The sequence below is a fragment of the Rhizobium sp. 268 genome (assembly GCF_036571585.1).
GTDB lineage: Bacteria > Pseudomonadota > Alphaproteobacteria > Rhizobiales > Rhizobiaceae > Rhizobium > Rhizobium redzepovicii.
The window spans coordinates 156,990-170,007 of sequence record NZ_JAPPSO010000008.1 but is presented as its reverse complement, the minus strand read 5'-3'; the positions used below and the strand labels follow the sequence as shown (position 1 = coordinate 170,007).

The following is a 13,018-nucleotide window of genomic DNA, read 5'->3' as shown; positions in this document are numbered from 1 at the left end:
CGTAATCTCCCGGCGTCTGCCGGTTTTCCTGCAGTCATTTCTCAGTGCAGCTGTGGCTGTTGCGATACAAAAGGAATGAAACAAGAAACAAGTTGTACGTCATGAGGCAAACAATCTGTGATTCCAGCGCTCGCGACATGAAGGATAAGGCGATAATCACCCCACTCTCATCGTCTCAGCCATTTTTGGTTCTTCCTCTAAGCCAGCGCTTGGCTAAGAGAACAATGTTTCCAATGATCACGTAGGACGACAAAAACAACACCGGAAGATGGATCGCAACAGATCCGTAACCTCCTCTTTCGCACATGGTCTCCATCGAGGATTCACTTAAAACAATCTTGGATCCAGCCAATATGGTGGTGAACGGATAGCTGAAAAGAACAAAACATATTATTATAAATATAAACATACCTCTGTCATAAACATAACAAAAAATAACGGAACTCAATGAAATAACTATAAGAGCCAATCCTGGGTATTTATACACCAACGCTATGGCATTTAATAAGGAAGCAACCGACTTCTGGCACTGTATGTATCTACCGCCTATGTAGATCTTCGGGATTTCATATTGGTTATCATAGTAAATTGATATAATAATTACAGATACTGTTGCAATTCCACTTAAAACCAGAGGCAGCAGCCCCCACTCCTTGTGCAGCAACCTTGGCTCAGATGACATCTTGATTCCGCATCGTTGGCAGTCTTGTTCAGTCCGGGTACCGCCGACGAGAAAGCCCGTTTCGCCGTGATCTCGTCATTCTGTCTCGACGCTCAGACGTGCCGCTAAGCCGCCAACGCCCGCAACGGATGCAGCGTACCGTCGCTGTAGACGAAGCGACCGGCGCGGAAGGTGGCTCGGATGCGGTTGATGTCGCCCCGCTCGACCACGACCAAATCGGCGCGCTGGCCGATGGCGATTTCGCCGCGGTCCGATAGGCCGGCGGAGCGGGCGGCGTTGCCGGTCGCCATGGCGACGGCTGAAGGCAGGCCGCCTTCCACCATCTCGGCGAGCTTGAAGATGCCGGGCACAAAGGCGGCCGGATGATAATCGGCGGCGATGACGCTGAGCAGGCCGGCCCTTGCGGCATCGAGCGCGCTGAGATTGCCCGACATCGACTGGCCGCGCAGCGCATTCGGCGCGCCCATCAGCGTCCAGAGACCGCGGCGGCGCGCCTCTTCTGCGGCGGGCGCAGTGACCGGGAACTCGCTGATGGTGACGCCGAGATCGTGCATTTCGGCGACCTTCTCGACGCTGTCGTCGTCATGCGAGGCAAGCGAGAGCTTGTGCTTCAGCGACAGCGCGACGATCTCCTTCAGCTTGGCTTCGATTTCGGGGTTATTGCGCATGGCGATGCGCTTGGCGACGATCTCGGCGGCCATCTCCTCGGAGATGGCGCGGCGCTCGGAAATGCTGAGGATGTAGCTTTGCAGGTTGTTGTACTGGCCCTGGCCGGGCGTGTGGTCGGTGAGCGACACCATGTCGATCTGATCGGCATTCAGCAGGCGCTCGAGCGCGGCAGCGGCGCCGATATTGGTGATTTCATAGCGGGCGTGGACGCGGTGGTCGATCAGCAGATCATCGCGCAGGCGGTTGATGCCTTCGATCACCGCCGAGGTCGTCTCCAGCGAGCGGACGTGGCCATAGACGCTTTCGGTGGCGAAGGAGACGGCGGCAAAGGCCGTGGTAACACCGGCGGCGGCCAGCTTCTTGTCGAGTTCGTGGATGCCGAAATCGATCGGCATCGTCGCGTTCGGCCGCGGCGCGATCTCTCGCTCGATCATGTCGCCATGGAGATCGACGAATCCCGGCATCAGAAGCCGCCCGCCGCCATCGATGGCAGCCCCGGCGACCGGCTCGGGTCTGATTTCGGCGATGGCGCCGTCTTCGACCCGCACGGAACCTTCACTCACCACCTCGTTTGGCAGAACGAGGGTGAAATTGCTGAGCCACATGGGCTTTCTCCTGATCGCATCGATGATTGACAGACCGCAGCGGATAGAACCGCTTCGTGACAAACGTATGAAATTTCGAACGCCACAACCGCGATCGCGAAACCGTCTTGAGGCCAACCTGCGGGCTTGCCCGAGACCGCGCATCCGCTATCGAAGTTTATGCCTGTTCAACAGAGCCCATTGCAGCAGCATGATCGTCTTGGCGTCGAAGATCTCGCCGTTTTCGATCATTTGGGCGGCCTCATCGAGCGGGACTTCGAGAACCTCGATATCCTCGTGCTCCTCGTCCAGGCCGCCGCCTTCGGCCACGCGGTCGGCGCTGTCGATCAGCGAGACGAAGAAGTGGACGACTTCGGTGATGGCGCCGGGCGAAGTGTAGCATTTGAACAGGAAACGCGCGTCGCGCAGGTGGTAACCGGTTTCTTCCATCGCCTCGCGGCGGATCGCCTGTTCGGGATGATCGTCATCGAGAAGGCCGGCCGGCACCTCGATCATCCAGGCGGGATCACCGTTGATATGAACGGCAAGGCGGAACTGGCGGACGAGAACGACGAGGTCGCGCTTGGGATCATAAAGCAGGATGCAGGCTGCCGGCGTGCGATGGTAGACCTCCCGCTTCAAGCGTTGGGTCGCGCCCTTGCGGTCGATGTAATCGAGCAGATAGCTGCTGAGCTTCGTCCACCCATTCGACAGCGTTTCCGTGCTGACGATCTTCACGCGTGATTTCGGCTGCATCATGCTGTGTCCTTGCGAAGCCAGACCTTGTTATCGTGCACGGCCGCCCCGCCATAGGGCGCGACCGGGTCGGCGCCGGTGAGCACGTTGATGCCCTCGCCATCGATATGCGCCTTGTTCGGCCAGAGGCCTTCAGCGATCAGCACGCCAGGCTTCACCTCGGTGGTGACGCGGGCATGGATGCGCAGGTCGCCGCGACTATTGCCGATGCGGACCAGATCGCCGTGGGCGATGCCATTGGCTTCAGCGTCGGCCGGATTGATCATCACCTCGGGACGGCCCTCTTTCTGACGCGACGTCTTGGTCTCGGCGAAGCTCGAATTCAGGAAGTTGCGCGCCGGCGAGGTGGCCAGACGAAAGGGATGGTCGGTATCAGCGACTTCGATGACATCGACCTGATCGGGGAATACAGGCAGCTCCCCATGCGGCCCGAGCAGGCCGACCGCCGCCGGCGGCTTGTTCGGCGCCGGCTGATCGATCCAGTCCGGGCGGAAATGGAATTTGCCGTCGGGATGAGCAAAGCCGTTCAGGAAATGCGCCTCCTCGAAGGCCGGCTGGCGATCGAACCATTTGTGTTCGAGGAAATGCTCGTAATCCGGCAGGCCGCTCGATTCCAGCAAGCGATCGACCATTTCGCGGGCTGAAAAGCCGAAGCCGGGGCGATCGGCGACGCCGAGGCGTTTGGCCAGTTCCTCGATGACGAAGAGATTGGTGCGCACGCTCGGCGGCGGCTCGACCAGCTTCGGCCCGAGCAGGATATGGTTCTGGCCGCCGGCCCGGTAGATATCGTCATGCTCGACGAACATCGTCGCCGGAATGACGATATCGGCGATCTCCGCCGTCTCGGTCATGAACTGCTCGTGCACGGCGACGAACAGGTCGTCGCGGGCAAAACCGCGTCTGACGAGGCGCTGCTCGGGGGCGATGTTGGCCGGATTGGTGTTCTGGATCAGCATCGCCGTCACCGGGCCGCGATGGCGCAGCGCCACCGGATCGCCGGTCAGCACCCGGCCGATCTGCGACTGATCGAGCATGCGGATATCGCCGTCCTTCATCGAGCGGCCGGTCAGTTCCGCATTGTTCATGCGGAAGATATCGTTGTTGGAATGGAAGGCGCCGCCACCCTCATACTGCCAGGAGCCGAGCACGGTGGCGACCGAGGCGGCCGCATGCATGGCGACCGCGCCATTGCGCTGGCGGGTGAAGCCGTAGCCGAGGCGGAAGAAGGTCTTTTTCGTCGTGCCGACGAGGCGGGCAAAGGCTTCGATCTCCTCGACCGAAAGGCCGGTGATATTGGCGGCCCATTGCGGCGTCTTCGTTTTCAGATGCTCTTCGAGGCCGGCGGGATCATCGGCATAGCGCGCCATGTAGTCGCGGTCGGCATGGCCGTCGCGGAAGGCGATGTGCATGACGGCGCAGGCCAGTGCCGCATCGGTGCCGGGCCTGACGATCAAGGCCATGTCGGCCTGCTTCATCGTCGGATTGTCGTAAATGTCGATGACGACGATCTTGGCGCCGCGCTCCTTGCGCGACTTGATGGCGTGGGTCATCACATTGACCTGCGTCGACACCGCATTGGTGCCCCAGATGACGACGCAATCGGTGCGGCCCATCTCACGCGGGTCGGGGCCGCGCAGCGTGCCGGTCGCCACGGTGAAGCCGGTCCAGGCCGGGTTGGTGCAGATCGAGGAGAAAAAGCCGGAAAAGCGCTTGGCGTGACGCAGGCGATCGATCGAGTCGCGCTGTACCCAGCCCATGGTGCCGGCATAGAAATAAGGCCAGATCGCCTCGCTGCCGTCCCGCGCCTCGGCCTTCACGAAGGCTTCGGCGATCTCATCCAGCGCATCGTCCCAGGAAATCTGCTGCCACTGCCCGGCCCCCTTGGCGCCGGCGCGGCGCAAGGGATGCATCAGGCGGTCGGGATGGTAGAGCCGCTCGGCATAGCGGGCGACCTTGGCGCAGATGACGCCCGAGGTGTAGGAATGATCATTGGCGCCGCGCACGCGCCCGATGCGGCCGTCCTCGGATAGTTCGACCTCCAGCGCGCAGGTGGAGGGACAGTCGTGCGGACAGGCGGTGTGGCCGACCCTGGTGTCCGGCTTCGGGGATTTGGCGTGGATGGGGGTCGCAATGTTCATGGCATTTGTATATTCCAAGCCTTGCACGGCCAAAAGCCACAAACTTTCCCATGACGCGAATTCATACGGACATCAGCGAAAATGAACTACCGCCACATCTATCATGCGGGCAATTTTGCCGATGTGCTGAAACATGCCGTGCTGGCGCGGCTGATCCGCTACATGCAGAAAAAGGATGGTGCCTTCCGCGTCCTCGACACGCATGCCGGCATCGGGCTCTACGACCTCTCCTCCGAAGAAGCGCAGAAAACCGGCGAATGGCTCGACGGCATCGGCAAGCTGATGGAGGCCGATCTCGGACCGCAGGTTTCCGAACTGCTGGAGCCCTACCTTGCAGCCATCCGCGAACTCAACCCTGAGGGCGGCGTCCGCTTCTATCCCGGATCGCCGAAACTGGCGCGCCTGCTGTTCCGGCCGCAGGACCGGCTGTCGGCGATGGAGCTGCACCCCGAGGATTTCGCCCGCCTGCACCGGCTGTTTGAGGGCGACCACCATGCGCGAATCACCGAACTCGACGGCTGGCTGGCGCTCGGCGCGCATCTGCCGCCGAAGGAGAAACGCGGCATCGTGCTTGTCGATCCGCCTTTCGAGGAAGAGGACGAATATCAGCGTCTGGCCGAGGGGCTGGAAAAGGCCTATCGCCGTTTTCCAGGCGGCACCTATTGCCTGTGGTATCCGCTGAAAAAGGGCGCGCCGATCAAAGAATTCCACGAGAGGCTACAGGCGCTCGACATTCCGAAAATGCTCTGCGCCGAGCTTTCTGTTCGCAGCGACCGCGGCATCACGGGATTGACGGGTTCAGGCCTCGTTATCGTCAATCCGCCCTTCACCCTGAAGGACGAGCTGCACCAACTGCTGCCGGCGCTGAAGGACCATTTGGCGCAGGATCGTTTCGCCTCGCACCGCGCCTTCTGGCTGCGCGGCGAGACCAAGACGGTCAAGGACGACGATTGACCGGACAACCCGGTTCGGGAATAGTCCGCGCAGTTCCACAAATCAGGTGCTGCATGAAGCTTCTTTGGTCGCCCCCCTCACCCTATTCCAGCAAGGTGCGGATGGCCGCGCATTTCCTGGATCTCGAGTTGAACGCCATCCGGGTCGACACCAATACGGCGCCGGCGATCCTGGTGGAGAATAATCCGCTCGGCAAGATCCCGACGCTGCTGGCCGATGACGGCGCCTCGGTCTTCGACAGCGTGGCGATCATGCACTATTTCGACCGGCTGGCGAAGGGCAAGCTCTATCCCTCCAAGAAGGGCAAACGCACGGATGCCGACGTCCTCGAATCGCTCTGCGACGGCATCTGCGATTGCCTGCTGGCGATCATGTATGAGCGGCGTTTTCGCGACGAGGAAAAGATCCACCAGCCCTGGATCGACCGGCAATGGAAAAAGGTGACGAGCGGGCTTACGCATCTGAGCGCCAAGCCGCCGAAATTGGGCAAGAAACTCAACGGCGGGCATTTCGCCTTGGCCGCCACGCTCGGCTATCTCGATCTGCGCTTCAAGGGCCAGTGGGAAGCCGATCATGCGCCGCTGATCGACTGGTTGCGGCAGTTCGAAAAGAAATTCCCCGCCTATCAGGAACTCAAGACCCAGGCCTGAGCGCTTGGCAACAACAGGCGAGCAGCAAAAAGCCGGGCGTTTGCCCGGCTTTTCCATGTTTGAATAATTCCGTTCGGCTTAGAACTTGACGCCGATACCGAGCTTGACGCTGTTCTCGTCGTAACCGCGTGAGAAGCTGCCGGAGTCGAGGTCGTAATCCTTGCTCTGGTAGTCGGTGTAGCGATATTCCAAGCGCGTCGTGATGTTGTTGGTCACGAAGGCTTCGACGCCGGCGCCGACCGTATAGCCGTAGTTCGTCTTGCTTTCGTCCGAGGTGCCGTCGGAAACCTTGACGTCGCCGAGCGCAAGACCGGCCGTGCCATAGAGCAGGAAGGGGTTCATGTCGTAGCCGACGCGGCCACGAACGGAGCCGTTCCAGCCATACTTGTTCTTGACGCCGCCCGAGGAAACGTCGTCGCCGCTGTAGCCGAGGTCGGATTCAACGCCGTAAACGATCTGGCCCTGCTGCCAGTTATAGCCGGTGAAGACCTGGCCGCCGAAACCATAGGTGTGGCGGTCGGAACCGAAGTCACCCATGTTGTAGGTGCCGGCGCCGCCGAGGTAGAAGCCTTCCCAGCTGCCGGCCGGCTTGACCGGGGCTTCCTGGGCGACCGGTGCTTCCGGAACCTGGTCGACGGCATCGGCCGCCTGAGCTGCCGAGACGCCCGCAATTGCAAAAACGGAGGCCATGAGGCCAGCAATGAGTACACGCATACTTAGTCTCCTTTCAGTCCCGCGCCGCTGATCATCTGTCTATCAGTGAAGCATTGGCGGGATATTGCCAGATGTCCCTTCCGGATCGAGACTGAAATTGGAACTCAAATGCGGATTTGAAAGAGCCAAATTGTGATATCATTGTGGCTGCCGCATGGCCGAAATTCGATGTTGCTTGCCTGCAACATACACTTCATTAACCCTACTGAAGAGTTAAACTGAAAATACTTATTTTAGGAAATCGCATTCTTAAATAATACATAGAATATCCCGCCCACGGACGCAACCACAACGACCTATTTATATAATCTCCGCCCGCGCCTATATAGTCGGCAGACAGACTCGCGGGATTAGAAGGCAGGATTTTGAACCACAAAAGACTTCGCTCGGCCCTTGTAACAGGGGCTGCTAAAAGAATAGGCCGGGCAATCGCCGAAGACCTTGCTGCAAATTGCTTTTCCGTTGCCATCCACGCGAAGGGCTCCCTCAGTGAAGCCGAAGAGCTGGTGGCGGAATTGCGGCAGAAGGGATATCGGGCGATCGCGCTCAAGGCCGATCTTACCAATATCGGCGAAACCGGCGAACTCGTAAAAAGAGCGTCGGAAGACCTCGGTCCGCTCGACCTGCTCGTCAACAACGCCTCCATCTTCCGCCAGGATTCGGCCCGCAGTTTCGATGAGCAGGCATGGGCGCAGCATTTCGACGTCCATGTGCGGGCGCCCTCGATCCTTGCCGCAGCCTTTGCCGAACAGCTACCCGACGATGCGACCGGATTGATCGTCAACATCATCGACCAGCGGGTCTGGGCACTGAGGCCCAGCTTCTATTCCTATACGCTATCCAAATCGGCGCTATGGACGGCAACGCAGACACTTGCCCAGGCATTGGCGCCGGCCATCCGCGTCAATGCCATCGGCCCCGGCCCGTCGATGCCGAGCGAACGGCAGGCGCAGGAGGACTTCCAAGCGCAGGTCTCAGCCCTTATCCTGCAGCGAGGGCCGGCGCTGGAGGAATTCGGACAAACGATTCGCTTCCTTTACGACACGCCCTCGATCACCGGCCAGATGATTGCCCTCGACGGCGGCCAGCACCTTGCCTGGCAGACGCCCGATGTGGCGGAGATTACGGAATGAACGGACGAAAGCTGCCGGATGGCGGGGTTCTCTACGACGATACGGATGAGAGCGAAGACGAGATCGAGGTGGAAGGCGACCTTTCCGCCGCCGCCCCGCTTGCGACTGCGGTCGACTGGAACGCCGGCAGCCTCAACGAGACCGGACTCATCGGCGCCGAGCTGATCGGCGAATTCGTCAAGCGGCTGCCGAACAGCCCCGGCGTCTACCGCATGTTCAACGCCGAGGGTGACGTGCTCTATGTCGGCAAGGCGCGCAGCCTGAAGAAGCGCGTCGGCAATTACGCCGTCGGCCGCGTGCATTCCAACCGCATAGCGCAGATGGTGCGCCAAACGGCGAACATGGAATTCGTGACGACGCGCACGGAAACCGAAGCGCTGCTCCTGGAAGCGAATCTGATCAAGCGCTTGCGGCCGCGCTTTAACGTGCTGCTGCGCGACGACAAGTCCTTTCCCTATATCCTCATCACCGGCGATCACCGGGCGCCGGCCATTTTCAAGCATCGCGGTGCGAGAGCGCGGAAGGGCGACTACTTCGGGCCGTTCGCCTCGGCCGGCGCGGTCGGGCGGACGATCAATTCGTTGCAGCGCGCCTTCCTGATCCGCACCTGCACCGACAGCGTCTTCGAAACGCGCACCCGCCCCTGCCTGCTCTACCAGATCAAGCGCTGTTCCGGGCCGTGCACCCACGAGGTCAGCGACGGGGGCTACGCCGAACTGGTGCAGGAGGCGAAGGACTTCCTCTCCGGCAAGAGCCAAAAGGTCAAGTCGCATATGGCCGAGGCCATGAACCAGGCGGCCGAGGATCTCGACTTCGAGCGGGCGGCAATTTATCGCGACCGCCTGGCCGCACTTTCGCATGTGCAGAGCCATCAGGGCATCAATCCGGCCGGCGTCGAGGAGGCTGACGTTTTCGCCATCCACCACGAGGGCGGCGTCTCCTGCATCCAGGTATTCTTCTTCCGCACCGGACAGAACTGGGGCAATCGCGCCTATTTCCCAAAGGCCGATCCGCAGCTTTCCGGCGCCGAAGTGTTGAATGCCTTTCTCGCGCAATTCTACGACGACAAGCCGGTGCCGAAACAGATCATGCTGTCGGAAACGATCGAGGAGATGGAATTGCTCGCAGCCGCCCTTAGCGAAAAGGTCGGCCATAAGGTTTCGATCCTGGTGCCGCAGCGCGGAGAGAAGCGCGATCTGGTCGACCATGTCGTCGGCAATGCCCGCGAGGCGCATGGGCGAAAGCTTGCCGAAACGGCGTCGCAGTCGCGGCTGCTCGACGGTTTCAAGGACACGTTCGGGCTTGCCTATGTGCCGCAGCGCATCGAAATCTACGACAACTCGCATATTATGGGCACCAATGCCGTCGGCGGCATGGTGGTCGCGGGGCCGGAAGGCTTCGTCAAAAACCAGTACCGCAAGTTCAACATCAAATCGACCGACATCACCCCCGGTGACGATTTCGGCATGATGAAGGAAGTGATGACGCGGCGGTTCTCGCGGCTGATCAAGGAGGAAGGCATTCCCGATCGTACGGCGCAGGCAGGCCCCGCCGACGCCGCCGACATGCCCTTCCCGGCGTGGCCCGACGTGATCCTGATCGACGGCGGCCAGGGGCAGATGACGGCGGTGCGCGCCATCCTCACCGAGCTCGGCATCACCGACAGCGTCATGGCGATCGGCATCGCCAAGGGTGTCGACCGCGATGCCGGGCGCGAGCGCTTCTTCCCTCCCGGACGCGAGAGTTTTACCCTGCCGCCGCGCGATCCTGTGCTCTATTTCGTCCAGCGCATGCGCGACGAGGCGCATCGTTTCGCGATCGGCTCGCACCGGGCCCGGCGCAAGAAGGAAATGGTCAAGAACCCGCTCGACGAGATCGGCGGCATCGGTCCATCGCGCAAGCGCGCGCTGCTTCAGCATTTCGGCACGGCGAAAGCGGTTTCGCGCGCCGCACTCTCCGACCTGATGGCGGTGGAAGGCATTTCGGAGGCCGTCGCCAAGCAGGTCTACAACCATTTCCACGACGACGCCGCGAAATAACCGGCGCCCGTCGCAAATTCCACGCAAAGGCAGTGAAAAGACAGAAAGAATGTTGACGGTCCGCGGTCAAAGCCGTCATCTACCGCATCGGCCCGTACATCGGACTCGATATCAGAAAAGCCCGATGCGTCGATTCAAAGTGTTACAGCGTCCTGAAAAGACGCGCGGCGCTGCAGCGGCGCATCAAGTCAGAGAAACGATCCCATGGCATCGCGTGCGTACAGCATCCCCAACCTCCTGACCTACGGCCGTATCCTCGCGGTACCGCTGATCGTTCTCTGCTTCTTCATCGAAGGCAGGCTGTCAATCAGCAACACGGCGCGCTGGGTGGCACTGTGGATCTTCGTCATCGCCTCGATCACCGATTTCCTCGACGGCTATCTCGCGCGCATCTGGAATCAGACCTCGAATATCGGCCGCATGCTCGACCCGATCGCCGACAAGCTGCTGGTCGCCTCGATCCTGCTCCTGGTCGCAGCCGACCAGACGATCGCCGGCTGGTCGATCTGGGCGGCGATCACCATTCTCTGCCGCGAGATCCTCGTTTCCGGCCTGCGTGAATATCTGGCGGCGCTGAAGGTCAGCGTGCCGGTGACGCGGATCGCCAAGTGGAAGACGACGCTGCAGCTCGTCGCCATCGCCTTCCTGCTCGCGGGTCCTGCCGGCGACGAGATATTCCCCTATACGACGCAGACCGGCATCGCGCTTCTGTGGATCGCCGCATTGCTGACCATCTATACCGGCTATGATTATTTCCGCGCCGGGCTGAAACATATCGTGGATGACGAGGAATGACGCGGCTTGTCTATTTCGCATGGGTGCGCGAGCGCATCGGCAAAGGCGAGGAGGAGATCGACCTTCCCTCCTCGGTCGTCACCGTTACCGATCTGTTGAATCATTTGAAGACGCTAGGCGAAGAATATGAGGCCGCGCTTCAATATCCGGACGTGATCAGGGTGGCGCTCGACATGGAGCATGTCGAGCATGACGAGCCGATATCGGGCGCACGGGAGATCGGGATATTTCCGCCGATGACGGGGGGGTGAAGTCCGGTCCGTCCGGGCTTGGGAAAACTTACAATGGGTAGGACTGCGTCTTCCTCTATCTCCCTCATTCCTGTGCTTGTCACAGGAATCCAGTGCGCCCAAGTCCTTGGGCGCGGGAGAAGCACTTGCCAAAAGGAAAGAGTCATTCACCGCGCGGACGCGCGGTGGCTGGATTCCTGTGACAAGCACATGAATGAGGGAGCTTGGGGATACGGCAGCGCATCAAAGCAGCGGAGGTCCCCGTGGTGACCATCACTCCCACCATCCGTGTCCAACATGAGGATTTCGACCTGCAGGCGGAGGTCGACCATCTCTCCAAGGGCAAGCCGGGCATCGGCGCCGTCGTCACCTTCTCCGGCCTCTGCCGCGATGACGGCGGAACCCTCGCCGCCCTCGAACTCGAACATTACCCCGGCATGGCCGAAGCCGAGATGACCCGCATCGGTAAACTCGCCATCGAGCGCTTCGGGCTGCTCGGCCTCACCGCCATCCACCGATACGGCAAGATCGCCGTCGGCGAGAATATCGTGCTCGTCGTTGCGGCCGCACCGCACCGGCAAGCGGCGTTCGACGGCGCCAACTTCGTCATGGACTTCCTGAAGACAGCAGCCCCCTTTTGGAAGAAGGAACATGGCAAGGATGGCGCGGCCGGCGACTGGGTCGCGGCGAAAGATGCCGACGATACGGCGCGCGGCAAGTGGAAATAAGCTAAAGCACCACTCGCTCCCTGCGGCTCATGACCAGCAATAGAACGAGCAGCGAGAAAATGACCAGATCGCGCCAGACGAAGGGGCCATAGGCGCCCCATAGGGTCTCGACGACGGCGAGCCCGGCGGCCCCGCCTGCCGAGCGCAGCGGATCGGAGTAACCACCGACGGCTGATATCAGCAGCACCTTCAGCCCGAACATCAGGCCCGCGCCGAAATCCATCGAGCCGTAATAGAAGGTCGCGAGGATACCGCAGATCGTGGCGACGAGGGCGGCCGCGGCATAGGCGACGAGGAAGACCCGGTCGGCGCTGGTGCCGCAGAGCTCGGCGGCCAGCGGATCGTCGGTAACGGCGCGCCAGATGCGGCCCCAGGCCGTGCGCCTGAGGATCAGCGCACCCACCGCGACCATGGCTGCCATCAGTACCGTGTCGATCAGCTGGATATAGGTCAGCGTCACCTTGAACGGGCCGTCGCTCCAGAAGACGACCGTGCCGTTCAGGAAGGGTGGCAGCCAGATGGCACGGGTATCAGCGGCAAGCCGGGCAGTTTCCATCAGCACGATCATGATACCAAGGGCGGCGACGATCACCGTATTCGGCGATTTGCTGACCAGCGGCAGCATGATCGAGCGGCCGATCCATATGCCCGCCGCCAACGAATAGACGATGGCAGCGCCGGCGCCGACGGCAAGGGCCGCCGGCAGCACCAACCAGAACTTGACATAGGCGAGTTCGGTGAAGAGCAGCAGGATCTGGCCTGCGAAGGCGAAGATCGCCCCATAGGTGATGTCGGCTCGCTTGGTCACGCCGAAGGCGACGGCATAGCCGAAGGCGAGCGCGGCATAAAGAGCAGCGAGCGGAACCGCATTCGCCAGTTGCTGCAGAAGATAGGCCATTCCATGCACCCCGCGTCGGCAAATTATAACTGGTAAAACCTATTTCAC

At 60.9% G+C, this 13,018-nt stretch carries 13 protein-coding genes; 7 read left to right on the top strand and 6 right to left on the bottom strand.

All coding sequences use genetic code 11. The features are described from left to right. Positions 1-175: 175 nt before the first annotated feature. From OS035_RS17365 to OS035_RS17350, 4 genes are all read right to left on the bottom strand, one after another. Positions 176-682, bottom strand: a complete 507-nt coding sequence (locus tag OS035_RS17365; RefSeq protein WP_131711067.1) for a hypothetical protein — start codon at positions 680-682, stop codon at positions 176-178. 104 nt (positions 683-786) lie between these two features. After that, the gene (locus OS035_RS17360; protein ID WP_183781136.1) at positions 787-1,956 is read right to left on the bottom strand and encodes an alpha-D-ribose 1-methylphosphonate 5-triphosphate diphosphatase; all 1,170 of its coding nucleotides are present in this window, start codon (positions 1,954-1,956) and stop codon (positions 787-789) included. 147 nt (positions 1,957-2,103) lie between these two features. Beyond that, complete coding sequence (locus OS035_RS17355; RefSeq protein WP_097627036.1) at positions 2,104-2,694, bottom strand: NUDIX domain-containing protein; 591 nt, start codon at positions 2,692-2,694, stop codon at positions 2,104-2,106. Then, a complete protein-coding gene (locus OS035_RS17350; protein ID WP_097627278.1) occupies positions 2,691-4,829 on the bottom strand; it encodes a molybdopterin-containing oxidoreductase family protein in 2,139 nt (712 codons plus the stop codon). Before OS035_RS17350 ends, OS035_RS17355 begins: the two co-directional genes overlap by 4 nt. 81 nt (positions 4,830-4,910) lie before the next feature. Between OS035_RS17350 and OS035_RS17345 the strand changes: the two genes are divergently transcribed. After that, entirely contained in the window at positions 4,911-5,783 is an 873-nt protein-coding gene (locus OS035_RS17345; protein WP_097627034.1) for a 23S rRNA (adenine(2030)-N(6))-methyltransferase RlmJ, read from the top strand. Positions 5,784-5,836: 53 nt separating this feature from the next. Then, entirely contained in the window at positions 5,837-6,433 is a 597-nt protein-coding gene (locus OS035_RS17340; protein ID WP_097627032.1) for a glutathione S-transferase family protein, read from the top strand. Between the two features lie 78 nt (positions 6,434-6,511). Here the strand turns inward: OS035_RS17340 and OS035_RS17335 are convergent, their stop codons facing one another. Next, positions 6,512-7,147 (bottom strand): outer membrane protein, encoded by a 636-nt coding sequence (locus tag OS035_RS17335; RefSeq protein ID WP_097627030.1) that lies wholly within the window; start codon positions 7,145-7,147, stop codon positions 6,512-6,514. A gap of 365 nt (positions 7,148-7,512) precedes the next feature. Between OS035_RS17335 and OS035_RS17330 the strand changes: the two genes are divergently transcribed. From OS035_RS17330 to OS035_RS17310, 5 genes are all read left to right on the top strand, one after another. Further along, positions 7,513-8,280, top strand: a complete 768-nt coding sequence (locus tag OS035_RS17330; protein WP_331813928.1) for an SDR family oxidoreductase — start codon at positions 7,513-7,515, stop codon at positions 8,278-8,280. Beyond that, on the top strand, positions 8,277-10,319 hold the full coding sequence (uvrC, locus tag OS035_RS17325; RefSeq protein ID WP_097627026.1) for an excinuclease ABC subunit UvrC: 2,043 nt from the start codon (positions 8,277-8,279) through the stop codon (positions 10,317-10,319). Before OS035_RS17330 ends, uvrC begins: the two co-directional genes overlap by 4 nt. A gap of 204 nt (positions 10,320-10,523) precedes the next feature. Continuing rightward, the gene (gene pgsA / locus OS035_RS17320) at positions 10,524-11,114 is read left to right on the top strand and encodes a CDP-diacylglycerol--glycerol-3-phosphate 3-phosphatidyltransferase (protein WP_003587473.1); all 591 of its coding nucleotides are present in this window, start codon (positions 10,524-10,526) and stop codon (positions 11,112-11,114) included. Beyond that, entirely contained in the window at positions 11,111-11,365 is a 255-nt protein-coding gene (moaD, locus tag OS035_RS17315) for a molybdopterin converting factor subunit 1 (RefSeq protein ID WP_097627024.1), read from the top strand. The genes pgsA and moaD overlap by 4 nt, the downstream gene beginning before the upstream one ends. Positions 11,366-11,610: 245 nt before the next feature. Then, positions 11,611-12,072, top strand: coding sequence for a molybdenum cofactor biosynthesis protein MoaE (locus OS035_RS17310; protein ID WP_097627277.1), 462 nt, complete (start codon positions 11,611-11,613; stop codon positions 12,070-12,072). 1 nt (position 12,073) lies between these two features. Here the strand turns inward: OS035_RS17310 and OS035_RS17305 are convergent, their stop codons facing one another. Then, complete coding sequence (locus OS035_RS17305; protein ID WP_097627022.1) at positions 12,074-12,970, bottom strand: branched-chain amino acid ABC transporter permease; 897 nt, start codon at positions 12,968-12,970, stop codon at positions 12,074-12,076. Between the last annotated feature and the right edge of the window lie 48 nt (positions 12,971-13,018).

Bases quoted from the DNA above. Each gene is read 5' to 3' on its own strand.
- OS035_RS17345 (WP_097627034.1), top strand. From the start codon at position 4,911: ATGAACTACCGCCACATCTATCATGCGGGCAATTTTGCCGATGTGCTG.
- OS035_RS17350 (WP_097627278.1), bottom strand. From the start codon at position 4,829: ATGAACATTGCGACCCCCATCCACGCCAAATCCCCGAAGCCGGACACC.
- moaD (WP_097627024.1), top strand. From the start codon at position 11,111: ATGACGCGGCTTGTCTATTTCGCATGGGTGCGCGAGCGCATCGGCAAA.
- OS035_RS17360 (WP_183781136.1), bottom strand. From the start codon at position 1,956: ATGTGGCTCAGCAATTTCACCCTCGTTCTGCCAAACGAGGTGGTGAGT.
- OS035_RS17355 (WP_097627036.1), bottom strand. From the start codon at position 2,694: ATGATGCAGCCGAAATCACGCGTGAAGATCGTCAGCACGGAAACGCTG.
- uvrC (WP_097627026.1), top strand. From the start codon at position 8,277: ATGAACGGACGAAAGCTGCCGGATGGCGGGGTTCTCTACGACGATACG.
- pgsA (WP_003587473.1), top strand. From the start codon at position 10,524: ATGGCATCGCGTGCGTACAGCATCCCCAACCTCCTGACCTACGGCCGT.
- OS035_RS17340 (WP_097627032.1), top strand. From the start codon at position 5,837: ATGAAGCTTCTTTGGTCGCCCCCCTCACCCTATTCCAGCAAGGTGCGG.
- OS035_RS17305 (WP_097627022.1), bottom strand. From the start codon at position 12,970: ATGGCCTATCTTCTGCAGCAACTGGCGAATGCGGTTCCGCTCGCTGCT.
- OS035_RS17335 (WP_097627030.1), bottom strand. From the start codon at position 7,147: ATGCGTGTACTCATTGCTGGCCTCATGGCCTCCGTTTTTGCAATTGCG.
- OS035_RS17365 (WP_131711067.1), bottom strand. From the start codon at position 682: ATGTCATCTGAGCCAAGGTTGCTGCACAAGGAGTGGGGGCTGCTGCCT.